Raw genomic sequence first — 19,040 nt, forward strand, 5'->3', positions numbered from 1 at the left:
GGGCGACGATATTCGCGCCGCGGTCACCGCACCGACCGAAATACGAGCGAACCCGCCGGATACCCGCTCCGGCCGCCGGGATGTGCGCCGGCACGGGCTGCGTGGTGCACGCGGTCGTCGATAATCCGCAGCTTCGCCGGCAAGGCCGGATTCCACTCCGACACAGAGTCTCTCCGTCGAGCGAGACGATACGGGAGCGGGCGGTCAGGGTGCTGACTCGAGTTGGTGAGCCAGATCGATTTCTACGACGACCCGCGCCTCAGCGTTGCCGCCGCCGACGCCACGACGGCAAATTTCCGTCCGCGCTCGCCGCGGTGGTCCCGAATAGCCCGACCGGCGCCCCGCACGACGATGGCGCCGACGGCGGCAAGGCGCTGGCTGCCGATAGCGGACCCCCAACGTGTCCCTTCCCTCACAGCGGGCGCCTCACCGGAATCGCGTGATCACACAGGCTGGTATGCGCCAGTACTCTTCGCGGCCGATGTGCGGCCGAGGGCGTACGCGGCGATCCGGCGCAGCAGGCGAACCCAGAGACTCCATCGGGCCGGATGGGCCACAGTGCCGGTGAGAGCCTGTTCGGCGCGGTCCAGGCTGTCTTCCAGGCAGGCATCGTGCAACCAGCGGAAGACCAGCGGCCAGGTCAGCCTGGCGGGGCCGCGCGCGTCCATGATGAGCAGGTCGATCAGTTCGGTGCCGTCGTCGGTGGGACGGACGGTGAATTCGTGGAAGCCGTGGAAGCCGCGGGGGCCGGTGAAGCGGAAGCGCACCCAGCGGCCGGGCACATAGTACTCCACGGTGTACCGGATCGGGCCGTGCCCGCCTACGGCGCCTTCGCCCAGTGGCCGGTCGAACAGCATCGGTGGCCAGCTGTGCACCGGCCAGAGTGCGTCGTCCTCTCCCGCGAGGCTGTCCAGTAGTGCACCTACTTCGCTTTCGGGCACGGGAAAGTGCCGACGATGGATATTGAGATCGGCCATGGCTCGGGTCCTCGTTTTCTGGAGGTGGGTGTCGCGTCTGTCGATGCGCGGGCAGGTGCGAGGTCCGCCGGAGTCCGATCGGTGATGGTCGGCGCGGCCCGCGGCTTTTTAGAGATTTTTCTCTAAAAGATATTAGAGCATATCCTCTATTGCATGGGAAGACCATCGAGGCACGACACCGACCGACTCTTGGACGCGGCGGCCGATCTCCTCGCCGCCGGCGGGCCGGCCGCCGTCACCATGTCGGGGGTGGCGAAGGCGGCCGGTGCGCCGAGCGGGTCGGTGTATCACCGCTTTCCGGATCGGCCGGCACTGCTGGCCGCGTTGTGGGCGCGTGCCCTGCGGAGGTTCCACCACGACCTGTTCGCGGCGCTAAGTCCCGGAACACCCGGGGAGGCGGTCGGCCGCGGTGCCCGCGCGAGTCTGGAGTGGGCGCGGCGCAATCCTCGTGACGCAGGTGTTCTGCTGGTGGGCACGCGGGAGCTGGACGAGAGAAGCTGGAGTGAGCAGGCGTGCATCGATAATGCCCGGGCGAACGCCATGCTGTACGAGAGGCTGAGCGCGCTGGTCGAGGACTGTGGGGATAGGGATACCGCTCCCGACGCGGCCGATCGGATACTACTCGCGGTGATCGATCTGCCGTACGCGATGATCCGGCGATATCTGGGTGCCGGCCGGGAGATCCCGACTTATGCCGCTGATTTCGCCGAACATGCCGCGACGGCGCTTTTCGCGATGGGGCGGACCTGAACCGTCACGGGGCAGGGCCCTTCCTTCGTAAAGGAAAATGGTCACCATCAGGTCGATGCATTATCCGCCCGAGGTTCGTGAGAAGCCGTGTGTGTCTGGCTATCGAACGGCTCGATGAGCACGGATCCCACCTATGCCGCTACCCGCGCGATCGGCCCGCTGGTCGATGTGCAGCACGAGACGGTGGATCAAGAAGGCCCTCGCCGCCGGCGGACGATCGGGCGAGTCGACCCCACCGGGCTTGTCGTTGGCCGAGCGGGAACCGAGGAGTAATCCGCCCGATGTTGCGCTGGCGCGTTGAATCCACCCCACCCTGAAATGCGTGTATCTGTGACTCGTTCCCCGGCCGCGCCGACTGAGACGCCGTCCGCCGCGCAGCCGGCATGCCACCACCGGCCACGACGACATGCTCGGCGGTGAACTGGAAACTTCCCCGCTTCTGCCCCCCCGCGACCTCGTCCCCGACACCTACCGCACCGCCGACCACGACGCGAGCGACCCGCACCCACCTCCCGATCGCCGGCCTGACCGAATCCACCGCCGACGGGATCATCGGCCGCTCGCCCCTGGCCGACGCGACCAAGGGCAAAGCGGCGTTGGAAGGCCTCACACAGTCCTTCGCCGACCACCTGTCCACGCTGGGCCGATAACGCAGATTCCACTCCGAACGCGACCGCGCGCCGCACCGGCCGCGAGGCGCAACCCGCCATCGGCTGAAACTCCTGTCCAGCTGGACAGCCACCGCTCCATCGACAGCCGGCCACACGATCCGGCACGAAGGTGCCGGGTAGACGGAACTGTTCTCCCCCGGCAGAGGTTCCAGATGCCTCGTGGTTCCCATCGCTTCCCGAAACGCAGGGTTGACCGATGTAGCGCTGTTCGGTAGTAGAACTGTTGCGGATCGGCTACCTATACCGGGGCCTGTGACCGGTCCGGGAGCAGAATCTCCGTGACGGCCCCGTCGCGGCTCAGCATGGCCCGTCGGTTCAGCAGCACGACCACCACCGCCCCGACCGCGAACACATAGTTCGCCGTCGGCTGCCCATCGGGCCAGGCGGGGCCGTTGCACTGGAAGTGGAACAGGGCAGGGATCAGGATGCTGCCGCCGGAGACATTGCCCATCGGAGTCATGATCACCGACAGCGCGATGGCGCCCAGGAAGAACGGGCCGAACGACCAGGCGCTCTGCTCGGTGCCGCCGAGCGCGAAGGCGGGCAGATGCCACAGCCCCCAAAAGACACCCACGATCAGCGCGGCGGTCAGCGGCGTGAACCTGCGCTGCAGCAACGGGCGAGCCACCCCGTGCCAGCCGATCTCCTCCACCGGTCCGATCAGCAGTGCGGGCAGCAGCGCCGGAATCACCCCATACCACGGTGAGAACGGGAACTCGCCGAGCGTGCCGTTCAGTGCCGCACTCAGATACATGCCGACCGGCACGCCGGCCACCAGGACCACCCACCAGATCGCCGGCATCCGCCACAGCCCGAACCTCCGGAGGTAGCTGAGCACTCCCCGGCCGCCGTAGCATCTCCAGACCATCATGAGACCGGCGATGGCAGGCGAGTACACGGCCAGGATGAACACCGGGTTGAGGTAGCCGATCGGTCCGAATACCGCCTGGATCGGGTCGGCGAACAGGAACAGCAGTGCCAGCACACCCCATCCGATCGCGAAGGTGAGCACGAAGAACAAAGGCACCGACCGTACCGTAAGTTCCCTTGGCGCGCGGGGGGCTTCGCCGAGATCAACAGTCACCGTGTATCGCCTTCCAGACGTCGGGCACGGGGTCGGCGTCCGGCGCCGGCATGTGGGCCGCGGCCTTCACCACGAGTCCAGGACTCGTGGTGACCCATGCGGGCCGCGCGGCCGCGTCCAGCCGTGGCACGGAACCGAAACCGTCTTCACTCTCGCCGACGGACCCGACCGGCCGGATCCGGATTCACCCTGAATTCACCCCTGACCCGACCGGATCAGGGCGCGCTTCGGGGCTTTGTGGCCCCATGATTGCCACCGGGTTACCATCCGGGTCGTCGACGATGGCCAGTCGCCGCCCCCAGGGGGCGTCGTGCGGTGCCAGATGCTCACACCGGCCGGCACCCGAAAGTAGTCGATGAAGGCGATCCACGGCGTCGCTTGTGCCGACAGAGAATCCGAGGACCGTGCTACCCCCGGTGGTTCCGTTCCAACCGGAGTCCCAGCCGGCGACGACCGGCGCCTCATCTATCTCGAATACTGTACCGTTCGGTAGTGTCGCCGCCGCATGGCCGCCGGATACCTCGAATTCCGCGCCCAGAAGCCGGTAGAATTCGAGCGAGCGGGAAAGGTCCGAGGCGACAATTTTTATCTGGCAGAAGAACGGTGTATCTCCGTCGGCTTCATCCATTGTGGTCATACCACTGTTCGCTCGCCACAGGATTCGCGTACCGATTCGAGCGCCGATGCGAAGGGCATCCCCTGCGCGATCATCCGTCGTACCTGAACCGATACTCGCGGCCGATTCACCGTGACGCTGCCGATCAAACGATCCTCCGCATCGGCACACAGGATCGCGGCGCCCAGCTGCTCACCCGCGAAATCCAGCGTGCCCACGACCTCGTGGTAAGCGCTCCCCGCCACGTCGCCGGACAACTGTAGTTTGACGCCGTATTGGTCACTCCAGACATAGTCCGTGGGTCGATACGCCGACAAATCGTCCGGGTTCACAATATTGTGCGCGACAACTGTGGCCTGCTCGATCGCGTTGGTCCAGTGCTCCGATCGGACGAGCTGCCCGGAGACAGGATGTGGATACCTCGCAACATCACCGACCGCGAAAATATCCTCCCGGCCCACGGCCCGGCAGAACCGGTCGCAGACCACGCCGTCGGCCACCGCGAGACCGGACCCTGTCAGCCAGGCGTCGTTCGGTACGGCCCCGATACCCGCCACCACGATGTCCACCTCGAGACATGATCCGTCGGTGAGGACCAGCTCGGCGCTTCGGCGCGAGTCCCGTATCGCGTCCACGCCCACCCCCAACCGCGTCTCGACACCGAAGCGCTGCGGCAGCGGGGCCAGGACAGCGCCCACATCCGGGCCGAGGCTTCGATACAGCGGCACCGGCATAGGATCGATCACGGTAACCTCGCACCCGATCTCCCGTGCGGTCGAGGCGACTTCGGAGCCGATGAACCCGGCGCCCACGACCGCTAGCCGCACACCTCTGGCCAGCCTCGTCCGCAGTTTCAGCGCATCGTCCACCGTCCGTAAGCTGAACACGTGCGAGCTCGGCGACCACCCGGTGGTCCGCGCCGCGGCTCCGGTCGCCACCACACATACGTCGTAGTCGATACCGGTCTGCTCGGTGCGGACACGTTGCGCGGCGACGTCGAGGCCCACGGCCGCAGTCCCCAGGCGGAGATCGATTTCCGCAGACTTCCAGGATTGCGAGTCCAAGAGGTCGAGATCGGTTCGGCCGGTCGGCGCGGTGCGGAGAAAACTTTTCGACAGAGGCGGGCGGTCGTACGGAGGATGCGGCTCGGCTCCGAGCACTACGATCTCGCCGTCGAATCCCGAGGTACGCAACGCCTGCGCTGTGCGGGTTCCGGCGAGCGCCGCCCCCACTATCACCACGCGAGCCATCAGGAGTGACCGATCCGGAGAGCGTTGACAGGGCAGCTGCGGATCGCGGTCGTCACCCGGCCGACATCGCCCTCACCGATCTCGGCCTGATGAACGACGACCAGACCGTTGTCGTCCACTCCGAAGATGTCGGGCGCGCTGACGGCACAGTTGCCGTAGCCCTGGCAGGTCCGCGTATCGTATTCGATCGACGGCATGATGTTCCTCCTCGAACACACCGATTCCATTGGTAAGTCAGGGCGCCGGATGCGCCTCCCGCACCAGCGGGATCCAGGGCCAGTCCACGGGAGCGCCTTGTTCCGCCACCACGAGGTTGCGGATCGCCCCGATGCCCTCGATCGCCACCTCCACACGGTCACCGGGCCCGAGGTACAGCGGCGGCTTCCGCGCGAAGCCCACACCACCGGGAGTTCCCGTCGCAATGACGTCGCCTCGGCGCAGCGTCGTGAACGAGGAGAAGAACTCGATGGTCTCCGCCACTCCGACCATCATCTGCGCCGTATTCGCCGACTGCATCTCCACACCGTTGACCGTGGTGGTCAACCGCAGATCGGTGACGTCCACCTCGTCGGCGGTGACGATCTCCGGCCCGATCGGCATCGAGGCGTCGAAGTTCTTTCCCGGTGTCCACTGCAGCCCGGCCCGCTGCCAGTCGCGCGCCGTCACATCGTTGAGAACCGTATAGCCGAAAACCGCCTCCAGGGCGTCCGCGGCACGCACATACCGGCAGTCCCGGCCGATGACCACGCCCAGCTCCCCTTCGAAGTCCAGACAGGAGGTGAAGGCGGGACGGACCAGTTCCGCGTAGGGGCCGGCCACACTATCGGCACCCCGAACGAACGTCTCCGGCCAGTCGGGGATGTCCGCCGCGGACGCGATGTCGCCGACCTCGAGGGCGTGCTCACGATAGTTTCGGCCCACGCACAGGATTCGCCCGGGATTCGGGGCGGCGGGGCCGAACTCCGATTCGTCGATATCCGATCCCGCGCGTTCCCGAAGCTCTCCGAGCCGGTCGGCCAGGCTCGGGTACCCATCGATCAGGCCGTTCAGCGAGGCAAGACTTTCGTCGTCCGCGGCATCGCCTAAATCGATGTAGCCGCCGGCCGCGGTTCGAAGGTGGGTCCGAAGGCCGCGGGCCGTATATATTTGCGCAAACCGCATTGTCATTCCTCCCGAGTCGTCGGCGACACCGTCTGCCCGAGGGCTAGACCATGTTCATCAAGCCGGCATGTCCCCACGAATTACCGGGTTTGAGCAGGTAATGCTCGGTGGTCCAGTTGTCCGGGTCGATCGTGCGCGGCTCGAAGCCGTACTCGAACATCCACTGGGACGGGTTGCGGAAGTAGAAGGAGAACGTTCGGTCGTTGTTGTGGCGGCCGAGAGATGTCGCGGTTATTTCGCGTTCCAGGCACAGGTCGTAACTGAGGCCGACATCGTCGAGAGTCCGCGTTTCGAACATCACATGCTGTATCTTCCTGGGCGCTTTGTCATTCGCAATGAACGCCAGCGAATGATGGCGAGGGTTGCAGTGCAGAAACGCGGCAAGGGGACCCACGCCCGGGATGACGCCGTAGTCGGATATTCCGAACCCGAGGCTGTCACGGTAGAACTCCGCGGCGACCTGCACATCCGCCGTGTACAGCACGACGTGCCCCATTCCCAGTTCGGCAGTACGGAAACCGGCCAGATCCCGGGTCGGCTTGAACCGTGGTGTGAACACGTGTTCGTGGCCGACGACGATTTCCATCCGCACACCGGTGTACGGACAGTCGAAATACACCAGCTCCAGGACCCGGCGGTCGGCGAGCTCGGTGGGCTTCCCCGAATGCACTGTCACACCGCGACGTTCGATGCTCGCGGCCGCGGCCTCCAAGGTGCTGTGGTCGGCGACCTCCCACCCGACATAGGACACGTCGTCGTGATCTCCGGCATGAATACCGAGACGGTGATGTCGTTCGTCGGTTCGCAGGTACAGCAGGCCGTCATCGCTGTCGGGCGCGACCTCGAGTCCGAGAACTTCGGTGCCGTAACCCCGCCACGCGGACAGATCCGTGGTGCTTGCGCCGACATACGCGAGCTGGCTGATCAACATGGAAATTTCCTCTCGAATGCCCCCCGAAAAGTGATTTACAGAAGCCGCAACCGCGGCCGGAACAACGAATGCCGCTACATGTCACCGGCGCCGATCGCGCCGTCCAGCGGAATGAGCCCTCGGCTGTCCAGCCCGCCGTCCGATCGGATCACGCAGCCGGTCACCGCCGCGATACGCGATTTCGTGGCGAGGAACAGATACGCCCACGCGTGGTCACTCGGTTCCGGAACAACATGCAGTGGGTTGACCGCCCGGATCATCTCGGCGATATCGGGCACATCACGCAGCCGCTGTTGGTCGAGGCCCAATGCTTCCGCGCCACGCAGCGGCGTGACGGTACCGCCCGGCGCCACCGCATTGACCCGGATCGCAGGCGCCAGCTCGTATGAGAGTTGCGAAACCAGTCCGCGCACCGCGAATTTCGAAGCCGTATACAGCGGTCCGCCACCACCGGGCAGATAACCGGCATTCGAAATCGTGTAGACGATGGTTCCCTCCGACTCCCGGAGTGCCGGCAACGCGGCCTTGGTCGCGAGCAGAGCGATCTTCACATTGATATCGAAGATCTCCCGGAACGCACTGTCGAAACTCTCCACGGGCAGGTCCGCCAGCGAGGTGAAATGGTCGGTGATACCCGCGCAGACCACCAGCGTGTCGATCCCGGAAAACGCCGCGATCGCCTGGTCCACAGCGGATATGTTGGCGGCCATGTCGCGGGCATCGCCGAGAACCGCCCGCAGCGCCGGGTCGCGGCGCTCGGACAATGCCTCGATCGCGTCCTTCGAGTAGTCCAGGACCGTCACCAAAGCGCCCTCGCTCAGGAACCTGTCGACAACCCCCAATCCGATACCCGTTCCACCACCGACAATGAGAGCGCTCTTACCAGCGAGCGATCCGTCGCGCGAAACGGCCCGCGTCTCGACCTCGCCGCTCACGACGCCGCTCCGCTCCATCGTGCCGGCAATGCGCTGAGCCGACGCCCGCTCATGGCCGCACCGATCCTTCCAAGAGCGCCGAGAAATGGGCTGTGGGTTGCCATGTCAATGCCTCCAGTTCTACTGCGTCCAACCAGACCGCGGTCCCCCAGCGTTCCGACCGCACCTCTACACGGTGCCCATTCCCGTAACGCACCAGTGATACCTTCACCTCGGCGAATTCATTGGTCACGGTGAATGCCGTCACAGGAACACCCCCAAATTGATTGTCGGGATCGTCGTATGGGCCAGGTACACGGTTCGGTGCACGAGGTGGAACGACGCCCCTGCCGGGCGCAGCAGATCGTGGCGATCACCGGCGATCAACTCGTAGTTCGTCGACGATCCGTAGGAACGATGCATCAGGAACTTGCTCCGCACCTCGACATCGCCGTCGTCCCGGGCATCGCTTTGCACATTGGTGACCATCCGCGACGTGCGTGACGGCGGGTTCTCGGCGAACGCGTGCTCGGTCTGCAGCCGCCTGACCCGCATCTCCAGTGAACGATACGAATCACGGGCGTGGACGCTGTCGGTACGGAATTCGTTCGTCAGGTCTTCGGCACCCACGGTGACCCGCACCGGTATTTCGTAGATCAGTTCGGGGTGCAGCATGGACAGCCAGTCGTCGAATTTCCGGCGGTCGAGCAGTTCGGCCTCCCGGTACAGGAATGCCGCGCAGACCGCGTTCAATCCTGCGTCGTACTGTGTCCGGTCGACCTCCGCGGGCGAGGTGTTCATGCGCGCACCATCTCTTTCAGCCACCGGCGGTACATGGTCAGCTGTGGCAATTCACCCAGCATCGTCGTCGTCGCCGTCCCCGGGTACGGATATTCGGTATCGACGGAATAATCGCTCATCCCGTCGAAGCCGAGCTGATAGTTGAACTTGACTTCACGCTTCCGTGCGAATGCCGACCGGCCGACGTCCGGCGCGCCGGACCAGGCGAGCCCGTCGTCCTGTTCGAGGATGCCCGACGGTCCGTGCTGGCTCAGGCCTCCGATATAACCGGTCTCGTTGAATTCTTCCGGCGCGGAGTTCCAGCGCAGCATCCAGTTCCAGTTCACCACCTGGTCGGATTCCAATGGCTGCCACTGCCGCAACAGCGTGAAGACCGCCGGCATCTCACCCGGGGCGGTGACCGCGGGAACCCGGAGGAACGCCAGGTTCGGAAAGATCAACAGGTGTGTGACCGCATGCTCGGCCACGAACTCACGCTGCAGCGGGGTCAGCCGGTCGAGATCGAACGTGGCCGAGACCTCCGGCGGGAAACCGCCCTTGTCCCAGGGTTCCGGCAGATACCCGGAATTGAGGAGCAGACCGTGCCCCTGCGGAAAGGACACATGCTTACCGGGGCCGTTGCCGCCGGTGACGTCGATATCCGGAAACGCTCCGACTTCCTCGATCGAACGATGGAGCGAGGCAACGTGATACGAGTCCCCGACGAAGTTGTCGGCGCCCATCTTCCAGTTGGTGGGGACTTGCCATCTCTGCGGTTCGCCGATGACACTCATGCCCTCGGGCGACAATCCGAAGATGACGTCGAGGTACCAGGCCATGTCACCCAGATACTCGCGCAGGGTCGGGCCCTCCGGATCCAGGCAGGCGAAGATCAGGCCGTGCACCGTGTCCACCAGCGGCGCAGCCTGCAGACCCCATTCCTTCGGATCGAGTTTCCGATAGGCCCGCGCTCGCAGTGGTGCTCCGTTCCACTCACCGTTGTTCTTGTAGATCCACGCGTGGTACGGGCACCGGAAATGGGTCGCGTTGCCCTTCTCGACCCGGCAGATGGGACTTCCCCGGTGCGCGCATCGATTGAACAAGACATGTATCTCATTGTTTTCGTCCCGCGTGACGATGAACTCGTCTTGACCGATGTAGCGCAGCATGTAATCGCCAGGCGACGCTATCTCGGACACATGGCCGACGAAGACCCAGCAGCGGGTGAAGATCCTTTCCATCTCCAGCCGATGCACTTGTGGGTCATTGAATATCCGGGCCGGTACGGTGCCTTCTTCGAGGCTATCCGCGACCTTCCCGAGGAGCTCGTCCATCTCGGGAATCGGGCTCGGGAAAGAATGATTGCTGCGGAGAACGGACATGGGCACGTCCTATATACGTAGGGAGGTTTGCCGCGGTCGCCGATGGCAAGAGGGCTGTGTGGTAATTACCTCAACGTTAAGGTACTTAATGTTCACAGAAAGCGCAAGCCCTGTCCTACTGTTGATCATGTACCGGCACCGGGCAAGACCGGTGAATACCCCGTCCGCACCCCTCGCAGACCAGATCAGACTGTGCGGAAACAACTCCCGGGCGCGGTAGCCTCGACATGATGCTGCCCGGGCGTCCGAATGGCCCCCGTTACCTTTTTCGTGGGCCCGGAACCGGGCCCACGGCCGCCGGGCCCGGTATGACTTCTTGCCCCTGTCGAGTTCATGATCCGGGGGGTGGTGTCGCCGGGCGCCGGTGGCGTCGATGGACCGCTGATAGGGGCAGGGCCGAATACAGGTCTCGTCGTAACGTGGGTGCCGGGCGTCGACGCTGGTCGGCGACCGTCCGGAGGCGTTTCGATGCGACGAGGACGAGCAGGGTGACACAGTGCTGTGCCGTGTTCTGCGGCGTTGACGTGGGCAAAGGCGAACATCACGCGGTCGGGCTCGACCCGGCCGGTAAGCGATTGTTCGACAAGGCGCTGCCGAACGACGAGGCCCGGTTGCGGGCGGTGTTCGACCAGCTCGCGACTCGGGGGCCGCTGCTGATCGTGGTCGACCAGCCGAACACGATCGGCGCCCTGCCGGTCACCGTGGCCCGCGACTGCGGCCACGACGTGGCCTATCTGCCGGGCCTGGCGATGCGCCGCATCGCCGACCTCTACCCCGGTCAGGCCAAAACCGACGCCCGCGACGCCCACATCATCGCCGATGCCGCCCGCACCATGCCGCACGCGCTGCGCCGCGTCGACACCGGAGACGAAGCACTGACCGAGCTCGGGGTTCTGGTCGGATTCGACGACGACCTGGCCGGGGAAGCGACCCGCACCAGCAACCGGATCCGAGGCCTGCTCACCGGCATCCACCCGGCCCTGGAACGGGTCCTGGGTCCTCGTGTCGCGCATCCGGCGGTGCTCGAGATCCTCTCGCGCTGCGGCGGCCCGGCCGGCATCCAGGCCGCCGGCCGACGCAAACTCACCAGCATCGCGGTCAAACACGCACCCCACATGGGTGCCCGACTCGTCGAGGAAATCCTGGCCGCCCTGCCCGCGCAAACCGTCGTCGTCCCTGGCAGCAAGGCCGCCGAAGTCGTTCTGCCGAAACTCGCCGATCAACTCAAAGCTGTTCTTCAGCAGCGGAAAACGATCGCCGCCGATATCGAGGAGATGCTCGATGCGCACCCTCTTTCCCGGGTCCTGACCTCGATGCCCGGCAGCTCCGCTCTCATCTGCCTCGCCCGCCGCCGCTGCGACGTACTGTTCGCCATGCTCAAGTCCAAAGAGCCCTACCGAACCCCCGCAGCGGCCGCCCCTTGACAAGAACCATAGGGCCCCCCGCGGGGCGAGCTACAGATCATCGGCCAGCAACCGACCGCCCTCGAGATTGTCGACATCGAAACGCTCAGCAGGCGGTGCGTCCTCGTCCCCCACCGGAGAACCTTCGATCGCCAGCAGAATGGCCCGTAACGCATCGTTGAGCAGAACGCGGGTGTCCGAATCGAGAAATCCGAACAGCCGTTCGTCCGCATGTGTTGTCACCGTGAGCATCTCGTCGGTGCGCGTCAGCCCTTCGGGCGTAAGGGTGACCAGTACCTGCCGGCGGTCGGCCGGATCCATCGTACGTTGAATCCAGCCTCGCTTCTCGAGCCGCGCCAATCGGTTCGAGATGGCGCCCGAGGTGACTCCGAGCCGCCTGAGCAGGTCACCCGCCGTGCAGGTGCCGACATGACGGAGCGTTATGAGCACCTCGAACTCCCACACCTCCATGTCGTGGCGGGACAGTTCGTGGCGCTGCGCGCGACGGAGATAATGGGCGACCCGAGGCAACCTGATCGCCAGTTGCTTCACCGTGCGGTCGAAAGTCGGCGTTTCCGCGTACCACGCCGCAATGACCCCGTCGACATGATCCTGCGGCTGTGTCGTACCCATGAGTACCAGAGTAATACAATGCATCCGGGGGTCGTCGCGGCACCGCAGGGGCTCCGACCGGGAACACACTGCTCCACACCACACGGCCGACACCACACCGGCGAATATGAAGTAGGATTCATGGGCGATGCCCAACAACGACAAGACAAAGCCACAGCACCGGCGCAGGCGTGCACGGGCCGAGGCAATTCTCGACGCGGCGGCAGCACTCTTCGCAACTGCCGGTTATACAGGTACGAGCCTGGCCGATGTAGCCGAAAAAGTCGACCTTACGCCGAAGGCGCTTTATCACTATTACCCGTCGAAGCGTGAACTTTTGGAAGAAGTTCTCATTCGCCAGTTCAGGTACTTCGACATGGACGTGCTGGAGTCCAGGCGTACCGCGTGGCAGCGACTGGGCCTGTTCGAAGCACTGGTCGAGAGCTCGATCGAAGCGTTGCAGCAGTTGTTCGACCACCGCGAGCTCCTACGGGTCTCCTTCACCGAGACATTTCACGGCAGTGAACGCATTCAGAGCCGGCACGAGATCTTCCAGAAAAGCTGGATTTCGCACGTCGAAGCGATTGTCGACAGTTACGCCGAGGTGCCGGCGCGCCTCCGATCGGAACTTGCCGATCACCTGGTGGCAATATTGTTCGGGGCCGCAGTCGATGCAATTCTGCGACCCCGTCCGGATATTGTCGGTGCTGTGGGCACGGCACCGTCGCGTAACTATGTCGAATCGGTTGTCAGAAACCTACTCGAAGGTGTCCTGCGAACGGACGGCGATCAGCCGTCCGCACCGGAATGAATATCAGCCGATTAGCGGTTCGGTATCGGCATATATCGTGACCAGAACAAACGAGGCCACAGCGAAAGCCAGATAACCGAGCGGCCAGAATATGTTGTAGAAGACCCGTGCGCGAATATGTGTTGCCACCGCGAGCACAAAGAAGAGCACGAGACCGGCGGCTGCGGCAATTCCCAAGATCGGGAAAACCAGCGCGCCGACGAGGAGTCCGAGTGCCCCGGCCAGCTTGACGACCCCGAGCTTGGGTATCCAGGAGGGCGGCAAGCCGACCTCGCCGGAAGTCTTCTGTACGAATTCGGCATCGACCAGATCGGCGATGGCCATGGCGGCGTTGATGAAAACCGTGATGGCGATGATCACCAGATAAGTCGTGTACATCGAGGCCTCGATCCATTTGTTTCTTGCGGCGGCGGAAACCTACGTGGAGACGCATCCGCAGCCATATCTGAAGACGGAGACCATGGGATCGTTCTCCATTACCGAAACCAGGGCACCGAGCCTCGCTCGCCGACACGTGCAGGGCTGGTAGCCGGTCGGCTTCGATCGAGGCTGCGAGCCGGGGTCCCAGACCTCCTCGGATTACGCGAAGGGCTGCACCTCGTCCGAGGAAGTGACCCACCGCACATTTGCACCTTAAGTCAGTTTTAGACCGCAAGTCAAGCACTGGGCGCCACCGTCGATCGGCAGTCGTTTTCAAGGCCACCGCGAGACGCCCTGCGCCGCAGCGTCACACCACGTCAACAGCTACCCGTGGCGTCAGCGGGTGTCGAGCCCACCCGCCGAACCGCCGCAAAAGTTTTTCTTGACCCTGGGTCAAAACCTGACTTATGGTTAGGTAGATCACAAGGGAAAGGCCACAGTCATGACGCCATTACGACTCGGCTACCTCGGTCTGGCAGTGCCCGACCCGGATGCCTGGGCGCCGTTCGCACACGAGGTTCTGGAATGCGGATATCGCGAGCCCACCGGACCGATGCCGGCACAGATCGTTCTGGACGATGACCGGCCGGCCATATTTCTCGAGCGCTCACCCGAAACCGATGTGCGGTTCCTGGGGTGGGAGTTCCCGGATCACGCCACGGCCACCGACAGAGTACGTCGACTCACCGAACTCGGTATCGAGGTCGTACCGGGGCCGGACACCGTCCGGCAGTCTCGGCGAGTCGACGGCCTGTGGTCCTTCGACGATCCCTTCGGCTACCGGCACGAAATCTATTTCGGCCCGCACCGTCGCCTCCGCACCCTCCCGAGCCAGCTCGGCCATCCCGAATTGGGACATGCGTTCTTGCTGGTCGGAGACCCTGCGGAAGCCGAGGAATTCTTCGGTGAGGGGCTCGGGCTGCCGATCAGCGATCGCATCAGTTTCACCATGGGCGCGACCCCGTTCGAGCCGGGCGATGTTCCCGTCGACGTCAGCTTCCTGCTGGCGCACCACCGTCACCATGTGCTGGCGGTGGCCGGTCTGCCCGACGGCGGGCCGACCCGCGGCCTGGCCCACATCATGATCGAAGTGGACTCGCTCGACGAGGTCGGCAAGGCCTACGACGCCTGTCTCGACCGCGACCTGCTGGTCACCACCATAGGCCGGCACACGAACGACGAGGTTGTTTCCTTCTACCTATCCGCGCCCGGCGGGGTCGTCATCGAATTCGGCTGCGGCGGCCGGCCCGCCGATCCCGGACCGCACTCGATTCCCCGATATGACGCACCGAGCCTCTGGGGTCATCGACCGTACAAGCCCACGCCGGAAACCCACCCGGCCCATGCCGAATAAGGAGTCTCAATGAAGTTGTCAAGCCGCGAGCGTGACGGGTGGAGCGGGGGTGAACGCCCGTCCGTCGCGCAGCAAAGCCCACAACACCGAGACCCGCCGGCGTGCCAACGCGATCACCGCCTGCACGTGCAGGCATCCTTCGCTGCGCTTCTTGAGGTAGAAGTCCCGGTTCGGCCCGTCGCGGATGATGCTGGTCTGCGCCGACAGGTAGAACACCCGGCGCAACCGCCGGCTGTAGCGTTTCGGGCGGTGCAGGTTGCCGGTCCGTCGACCGGAATCGCGCGGGACCGGCACCAACCCCGCCGCCGACGCCAGATGCCCGGAATCGGCGTAGGACCCGAGATCGCCTGCGGCGACGACCAGTTCCGCGCCCAGGATCGGGCCCATCCCGGGCAGGGACTCGATGGTCTCGGCTTGGGGGTGCGTGCGGAAGGTGTCGCGGATCTGGGTCTCGAGGCGTTTGATCCGGTCGTCGAGGTCCAGGATCGCGCGCGCGAGCTCGGCCACGATCTGGGAGGCCACGGCTTCACCGGGCAGGGTGGTCTGCTGGGCGGCCGCGGCCGTGATCGCGGTGGCCGCGACCGTTTCCGCGGAGCGGACACCACGTTTGGCCAGCCACGCCGTCAACCGGGTGTGCCCACGGCAGCGGATCGCGGACGGGGTCTGATACCCGGTCAGCAGCACCAACGCTCCTTTGTGGGCGCTGTAGTCGAACGCGCGCTCCAAGGCGGGGAACACCCCGGTCAACACATCACGCAGCCGGTTGATCATGCGGACCCGGTCCGCGACCAGGTCGGCGCGGTGCGCGGTCAGCAACGCGAGGTCGGCGGCCAGCTGCGCCGGCACGTCGATCGTGGCGAAATCGTTTCTGTGTCTGGATGTTTCAGCGATGACATAAGCGTCTTTGGCGTCGGTTTTGCCTTCGCCCCGGTAGGCGCCCGACATGCGGTTGACGGTGCGGCCGGGCACATAGACCGCGGAGATGCCGTGCGCGGCGAGCAAGGCCAGCAGCAGTGCCGAGGCGGTGCCGGAGATATCGACAGCGAAGGACACCTCCTCGGCCAGGGCGAGGATCTCGCCCAACGCGGTCAGGATCGCGGTCTCGTCGTTGTCGATCTTCTTCGACCACAAGGTGGCGCCGGTGTCATCGACAACCGCTGCCCAATGGTGGCCTTTACCGGCATCGATACCGGCCCACGCTCGGGCTCGTGGTGGGGTCACGCAACTCTCCTCGCTTGTTACGGCACAGGTTCGGTCCGAGGAGCACCCCGCTGTCGTCTCCGTAATCAGCGACCACATTCCGCGCACATATCTCAATCAGCAGCCAGGGCGCCCCGGAGGGTCGGACGGCCACTCCTTGTGAGCCACTTCAGGCAAGCCACCATCAGCCACATCCGGCCCTCCTGGGCCGCCTAACAACTTACGGAGCCCACCATGAGCGAAGTGATCGACACCCCACCGAATACCAGGAAGCCGAAACCCTCGTCGTGGCCACGTTACATCGAGGCCGAACTGGGCTTTCGTGATCATTGGTACCCGGCTTTTTTCGGTGCCGAATTGACCGAAGCGGATATCAGTGACCACCACGGCGACGAGGTTTCCAATATCCGCACAGAAGTCCTTCTCGGCGAGAGAATCCTGTTCCGTCGGGTCAACGGTAAGGTCTACGCCGTCGAGGACCGCTGCCGGCATCGCGGTGTAACGCTCGCCGCTCGCCCCGAGTGCTACACAGCCGACACGATCACCTGCTGGTATCACGGCTTCACCTACAATATCGAGGACGGCAAGCTGGCCACGGTGATCACCGATCCCCAGTGCCCGCACATCGGCAGAATAGGGCTGCATTCCTATCCCACGGAGGAACTGGCGGGAATTGTCTGGGTGTATATCGGCGACGACGACCCACCGCCGCTCGCCGCGGATATCCAGCCCGAATTGCTGGAGGCAGATCTGACGGTCGCACCGTTCGGCTGGAGCAAGGTTGTCAATTCGAACTGGCGCATCGCCGCTGAGAATGCGTTCGATCCGGGACACGCCTATATTCACCGCAACTCGGAACTGGTGATCGAGAACCGCGTGCCGACCGTGCTGAGCAATACGAACATCAAGCGCGGAAACGGTATGGAGGTTGTAGATCCCGAGGAGGGCCCGATCGGTGTGCGAATCGAACGGGCCGGCGGCACCCAGGTATGGGAAGCTGTTGCCGCCGAGGGCGTTTCGATCGGAGCGCGGTTCCGGCCGGGTGATCCCGGCGCCATGGAGGGCATGGTTCCCGACGTCAGTATCTGGCTGCCCGCCGGCGTTACCGTCGACCCGTTCCCCGCCCCCGGCATCATGCAGTTCGAGTGGTTCATCCCGGTGGACCGAGGCCGGCATCGGTACATGATGACCTGGGCCAAACGTGGTCTGACCACCGAAGCGCAGCGTCAGGAGTTCTTCGCCGAGCTCGAGGGGTCGTGGCTCAACGACGTGCCCGAAAAGTTCAATCACGACGACGTATTCGCTCGCGAGGCCATGGCAGAGTTCTACGATCGCGGCGAAGGATGGGCGAACGAGCGGCTGTACGGGCCCGACGCGGTGATCACCGCGTGGCGTCGGCTGGTGAGCCACCGCGGCGGGAAGATCCAGACCCCCGCGCACGCGTGGGCCGACGAGGAAACCGCCTGATGTCCGCGCCGGCCACCGATGACAGTACGCGGTCGCTGCTGCTGATGCTGTTGGCGACCGCCAGCCCCACCGGGTCCGAACGCGCCCTCGCCGAGCAGATCGCGGAGTGGGCCGTCGACCGGGGCATCCGCGGCCGGCTCGACACGGGCGCCGGTGATTCCGCCAGCGTCGTGCTCACCGTACCCGGTACCGACCACACCGCGCCGTCGGTACTGCTGTACGCGCCCATCGATACCTTGTGCGGCACACCGGATCCGGATCATGCACCCTGGTTCGGTACCCGGGAGATGCGCGCACAGTGGTCGCATCCACGGGAGAACCAGGGATGGATCCTCGGTGAGGGTGCGGAGAACCCGAAGGGATACGCCGCGGCCGCGCTGGGTGCGGCGATCGATATCGCCCGATCGCGCCGGAATGCCGGCGATGTGCGGATCGCGTTGTGCGGTGGGTCGGTGCCGTCTCTCGGTGACGGCGAATCACCGGTATTCGGATTGGGTTCGGGCATCCTGCGGCTGCTGCAACGAGGTCTGAGCGCGGACGCGGCACTCGCCTGCAAGCCCGGATGGTTCGTGTCACACGAGGAAGCCGGCATCATATGGTTCCGGCTGACGCTCACGACCCTCGGATCCTATGTCGGCTTCCGGCATTCGGCGCCGTACCGCAATGTCATCCCGATCGCCGGCCGACTCGCCGGCGGTCTCGACGAGTGGCTCGAAGAATACGCTGCCACAGAGCATTCCGGCACAGTCGCACCGCAGGGCGCGGTGAGCGGTATCCGGGCCGGTGTGCCGGAACTGGGCGCATTCGTCGGTGAGACCTGTGAATTGCGTATCGATGTCCGCGTCGGTCCACAGCGCACAGTCGCCGCGGTGGACCGGCAGGTCCGGGAGGTAGTCGGTGATCTGCTGGCCGACGAGGCGGTCGGCTGGCACCTGGAGACGATCGCGACGCTGCCGCCCAGCACGACTCCAGAGCACAGTCCGATCATGGAGGCGGCGCGTAATGCCTGGGCGGAGCTCGAAGACGCGCCGGCGAACCGCCCGGAGGCACTCAGCGGAGCCTCCGATGCCAACCTACTCCGCAGCTGGGGAATCCCCACAGCGCGGGTCGGAATGCCGAGAAGTCCGCTGCCACAATATGTCGAAAACGATCCGTTCGGAATGAACGCGGTGAACGTCGCCGATTGCCATCGGCTCAGACGTTTCCTGGAGACTACCGTCTCTCATTTCGGGCAGCTCCGCGAAAAGAGGTGAACCG

General features: G+C 64.8%; 21 protein-coding genes. 8 read left to right on the forward strand and 13 right to left on the reverse strand.

The window, feature by feature from the left end; genetic code table 11:
- Positions 1-443 precede the first annotated feature (443 nt).
- On the reverse strand, positions 444-977 hold the full coding sequence (locus ACQEVO_RS16195; RefSeq protein ID WP_432913778.1) for an SRPBCC family protein: 534 nt from the start codon (positions 975-977) through the stop codon (positions 444-446).
- 153 nt (positions 978-1,130) lie between these two features.
- Here ACQEVO_RS16195 and ACQEVO_RS16200 point away from each other — a divergent pair, with 153 nt between their 5' ends.
- The 3 genes from ACQEVO_RS16200 (at position 1,131) to ACQEVO_RS16210 (ending at position 2,377) form a co-directional block, all read left to right on the forward strand.
- Positions 1,131-1,727, forward strand: coding sequence for a TetR/AcrR family transcriptional regulator (locus ACQEVO_RS16200; protein ID WP_432913779.1), 597 nt, complete (start codon positions 1,131-1,133; stop codon positions 1,725-1,727).
- A 114-nt stretch (positions 1,728-1,841) separates the two neighbouring features.
- Positions 1,842-2,000 (forward strand): hypothetical protein, encoded by a 159-nt coding sequence (locus tag ACQEVO_RS16205; RefSeq protein ID WP_432913781.1) that lies wholly within the window; start codon positions 1,842-1,844, stop codon positions 1,998-2,000.
- Positions 2,001-2,143: 143 nt separating this feature from the next.
- Entirely contained in the window at positions 2,144-2,377 is a 234-nt protein-coding gene (locus ACQEVO_RS16210) for a hypothetical protein (protein WP_432913784.1), read from the forward strand.
- 259 nt (positions 2,378-2,636) lie between these two features.
- Here ACQEVO_RS16210 and ACQEVO_RS16215 read toward each other — a convergent pair whose 3' ends face one another.
- The 9 genes from ACQEVO_RS16215 to ACQEVO_RS16255 form a co-directional block, all read right to left on the reverse strand.
- Complete coding sequence (locus ACQEVO_RS16215; protein WP_432913787.1) at positions 2,637-3,425, reverse strand: CPBP family intramembrane glutamic endopeptidase; 789 nt, start codon at positions 3,423-3,425, stop codon at positions 2,637-2,639.
- A gap of 241 nt (positions 3,426-3,666) precedes the next feature.
- Positions 3,667-4,110: a VOC family protein gene (locus tag ACQEVO_RS16220; RefSeq protein ID WP_432913790.1), complete on the reverse strand. Its 444-nt coding sequence runs from the start codon at positions 4,108-4,110 to the stop codon at positions 3,667-3,669.
- 5 nt (positions 4,111-4,115) lie between these two features.
- On the reverse strand, positions 4,116-5,348 hold the full coding sequence (locus ACQEVO_RS16225) for an NAD(P)/FAD-dependent oxidoreductase (RefSeq protein WP_432913793.1): 1,233 nt from the start codon (positions 5,346-5,348) through the stop codon (positions 4,116-4,118).
- Positions 5,348-5,545: a ferredoxin gene (locus ACQEVO_RS16230; RefSeq protein ID WP_432913795.1), complete on the reverse strand. Its 198-nt coding sequence runs from the start codon at positions 5,543-5,545 to the stop codon at positions 5,348-5,350. The genes ACQEVO_RS16225 and ACQEVO_RS16230 overlap by 1 nt, the downstream gene beginning before the upstream one ends.
- Positions 5,546-5,582: 37 nt before the next feature.
- Positions 5,583-6,509, reverse strand: coding sequence for a fumarylacetoacetate hydrolase family protein (locus tag ACQEVO_RS16235; protein WP_432913798.1), 927 nt, complete (start codon positions 6,507-6,509; stop codon positions 5,583-5,585).
- A 43-nt stretch (positions 6,510-6,552) separates the two neighbouring features.
- Positions 6,553-7,440: a VOC family protein gene (locus tag ACQEVO_RS16240; protein WP_432913801.1), complete on the reverse strand. Its 888-nt coding sequence runs from the start codon at positions 7,438-7,440 to the stop codon at positions 6,553-6,555.
- 74 nt (positions 7,441-7,514) lie between these two features.
- Positions 7,515-8,375, reverse strand: coding sequence for a 3-(cis-5,6-dihydroxycyclohexa-1,3-dien-1-yl)propanoate dehydrogenase (hcaB, locus tag ACQEVO_RS16245; protein ID WP_432913804.1), 861 nt, complete (start codon positions 8,373-8,375; stop codon positions 7,515-7,517).
- Between the two features lie 243 nt (positions 8,376-8,618).
- Positions 8,619-9,155, reverse strand: a complete 537-nt coding sequence (locus tag ACQEVO_RS16250; RefSeq protein WP_432913806.1) for an aromatic-ring-hydroxylating dioxygenase subunit beta — start codon at positions 9,153-9,155, stop codon at positions 8,619-8,621.
- Complete coding sequence (locus ACQEVO_RS16255) at positions 9,152-10,468, reverse strand: aromatic ring-hydroxylating oxygenase subunit alpha (protein WP_432913809.1); 1,317 nt, start codon at positions 10,466-10,468, stop codon at positions 9,152-9,154. The genes ACQEVO_RS16250 and ACQEVO_RS16255 overlap by 4 nt, the downstream gene beginning before the upstream one ends.
- 536 nt (positions 10,469-11,004) lie before the next feature.
- Between ACQEVO_RS16255 and ACQEVO_RS16260 the strand changes: the two genes are divergently transcribed.
- Positions 11,005-11,940: an IS110 family transposase gene (locus ACQEVO_RS16260; protein WP_432913811.1), complete on the forward strand. Its 936-nt coding sequence runs from the start codon at positions 11,005-11,007 to the stop codon at positions 11,938-11,940.
- Between the two features lie 30 nt (positions 11,941-11,970).
- On the opposite strand, the gene ACQEVO_RS16265 is transcribed toward ACQEVO_RS16260, so the two are convergent.
- Positions 11,971-12,552, reverse strand: coding sequence for a MarR family winged helix-turn-helix transcriptional regulator (locus ACQEVO_RS16265; protein WP_432913814.1), 582 nt, complete (start codon positions 12,550-12,552; stop codon positions 11,971-11,973).
- A gap of 127 nt (positions 12,553-12,679) precedes the next feature.
- Here ACQEVO_RS16265 and ACQEVO_RS16270 point away from each other — a divergent pair, with 127 nt between their 5' ends.
- Complete coding sequence (locus ACQEVO_RS16270; RefSeq protein WP_432913817.1) at positions 12,680-13,342, forward strand: TetR/AcrR family transcriptional regulator; 663 nt, start codon at positions 12,680-12,682, stop codon at positions 13,340-13,342.
- A gap of 3 nt (positions 13,343-13,345) precedes the next feature.
- Here ACQEVO_RS16270 and ACQEVO_RS16275 read toward each other — a convergent pair whose 3' ends face one another.
- Positions 13,346-13,702 (reverse strand): DoxX family protein, encoded by a 357-nt coding sequence (locus ACQEVO_RS16275; protein WP_432913819.1) that lies wholly within the window; start codon positions 13,700-13,702, stop codon positions 13,346-13,348.
- Positions 13,703-14,204: 502 nt separating this feature from the next.
- Here ACQEVO_RS16275 and ACQEVO_RS16280 point away from each other — a divergent pair.
- Positions 14,205-15,116: a VOC family protein gene (locus ACQEVO_RS16280; protein ID WP_432913821.1), complete on the forward strand. Its 912-nt coding sequence runs from the start codon at positions 14,205-14,207 to the stop codon at positions 15,114-15,116.
- Positions 15,117-15,134: 18 nt separating this feature from the next.
- Here the strand turns inward: ACQEVO_RS16280 and ACQEVO_RS16285 are convergent, their stop codons facing one another.
- Positions 15,135-16,337 carry an IS110 family transposase gene (locus tag ACQEVO_RS16285; protein WP_432913824.1) on the reverse strand — a complete coding sequence of 401 codons (1,203 nt, stop codon included), beginning with the start codon at positions 16,335-16,337 and terminating at the stop codon, positions 15,135-15,137.
- A 213-nt stretch (positions 16,338-16,550) separates the two neighbouring features.
- Here ACQEVO_RS16285 and ACQEVO_RS16290 point away from each other — a divergent pair, with 213 nt between their 5' ends.
- Both ACQEVO_RS16290 and ACQEVO_RS16295 read left to right on the forward strand, forming a co-directional pair.
- On the forward strand, positions 16,551-17,783 hold the full coding sequence (locus ACQEVO_RS16290; RefSeq protein WP_432913827.1) for a Rieske 2Fe-2S domain-containing protein: 1,233 nt from the start codon (positions 16,551-16,553) through the stop codon (positions 17,781-17,783).
- The gene (locus ACQEVO_RS16295) at positions 17,783-19,036 is read left to right on the forward strand and encodes a hypothetical protein (protein ID WP_432913830.1); all 1,254 of its coding nucleotides are present in this window, start codon (positions 17,783-17,785) and stop codon (positions 19,034-19,036) included. Before ACQEVO_RS16290 ends, ACQEVO_RS16295 begins: the two co-directional genes overlap by 1 nt.
- Positions 19,037-19,040: the final 4 nt, after the last annotated feature.

The sequence above is a fragment of the Nocardia sp. CA-290969 genome, from assembly GCF_050936135.1.
Taxonomy (GTDB): Bacteria; Actinomycetota; Actinomycetes; order Mycobacteriales; family Mycobacteriaceae; genus Nocardia.

Bases quoted from the DNA above. Each gene is read 5' to 3' on its own strand.
- ACQEVO_RS16280 (WP_432913821.1), top strand. From the start codon at position 14,205: ATGACGCCATTACGACTCGGCTACCTCGGTCTGGCAGTGCCCGACCCG.
- ACQEVO_RS16220 (WP_432913790.1), bottom strand. From the start codon at position 4,110: ATGGATGAAGCCGACGGAGATACACCGTTCTTCTGCCAGATAAAAATT.
- ACQEVO_RS16265 (WP_432913814.1), bottom strand. From the start codon at position 12,552: ATGGGTACGACACAGCCGCAGGATCATGTCGACGGGGTCATTGCGGCG.
- ACQEVO_RS16235 (WP_432913798.1), bottom strand. From the start codon at position 6,509: ATGCGGTTTGCGCAAATATATACGGCCCGCGGCCTTCGGACCCACCTT.
- ACQEVO_RS16295 (WP_432913830.1), top strand. From the start codon at position 17,783: ATGTCCGCGCCGGCCACCGATGACAGTACGCGGTCGCTGCTGCTGATG.
- ACQEVO_RS16225 (WP_432913793.1), bottom strand. From the start codon at position 5,348: ATGGCTCGCGTGGTGATAGTGGGGGCGGCGCTCGCCGGAACCCGCACA.
- ACQEVO_RS16205 (WP_432913781.1), top strand. From the start codon at position 1,842: ATGAGCACGGATCCCACCTATGCCGCTACCCGCGCGATCGGCCCGCTG.
- ACQEVO_RS16250 (WP_432913806.1), bottom strand. From the start codon at position 9,155: ATGAACACCTCGCCCGCGGAGGTCGACCGGACACAGTACGACGCAGGA.
- ACQEVO_RS16270 (WP_432913817.1), top strand. From the start codon at position 12,680: ATGCCCAACAACGACAAGACAAAGCCACAGCACCGGCGCAGGCGTGCA.
- ACQEVO_RS16230 (WP_432913795.1), bottom strand. From the start codon at position 5,545: ATGCCGTCGATCGAATACGATACGCGGACCTGCCAGGGCTACGGCAAC.
- ACQEVO_RS16290 (WP_432913827.1), top strand. From the start codon at position 16,551: ATGAGCGAAGTGATCGACACCCCACCGAATACCAGGAAGCCGAAACCC.
- ACQEVO_RS16240 (WP_432913801.1), bottom strand. From the start codon at position 7,440: ATGTTGATCAGCCAGCTCGCGTATGTCGGCGCAAGCACCACGGATCTG.
- ACQEVO_RS16195 (WP_432913778.1), bottom strand. From the start codon at position 977: ATGGCCGATCTCAATATCCATCGTCGGCACTTTCCCGTGCCCGAAAGC.
- ACQEVO_RS16255 (WP_432913809.1), bottom strand. From the start codon at position 10,468: ATGGACGAGCTCCTCGGGAAGGTCGCGGATAGCCTCGAAGAAGGCACC.
- ACQEVO_RS16200 (WP_432913779.1), top strand. From the start codon at position 1,131: ATGGGAAGACCATCGAGGCACGACACCGACCGACTCTTGGACGCGGCG.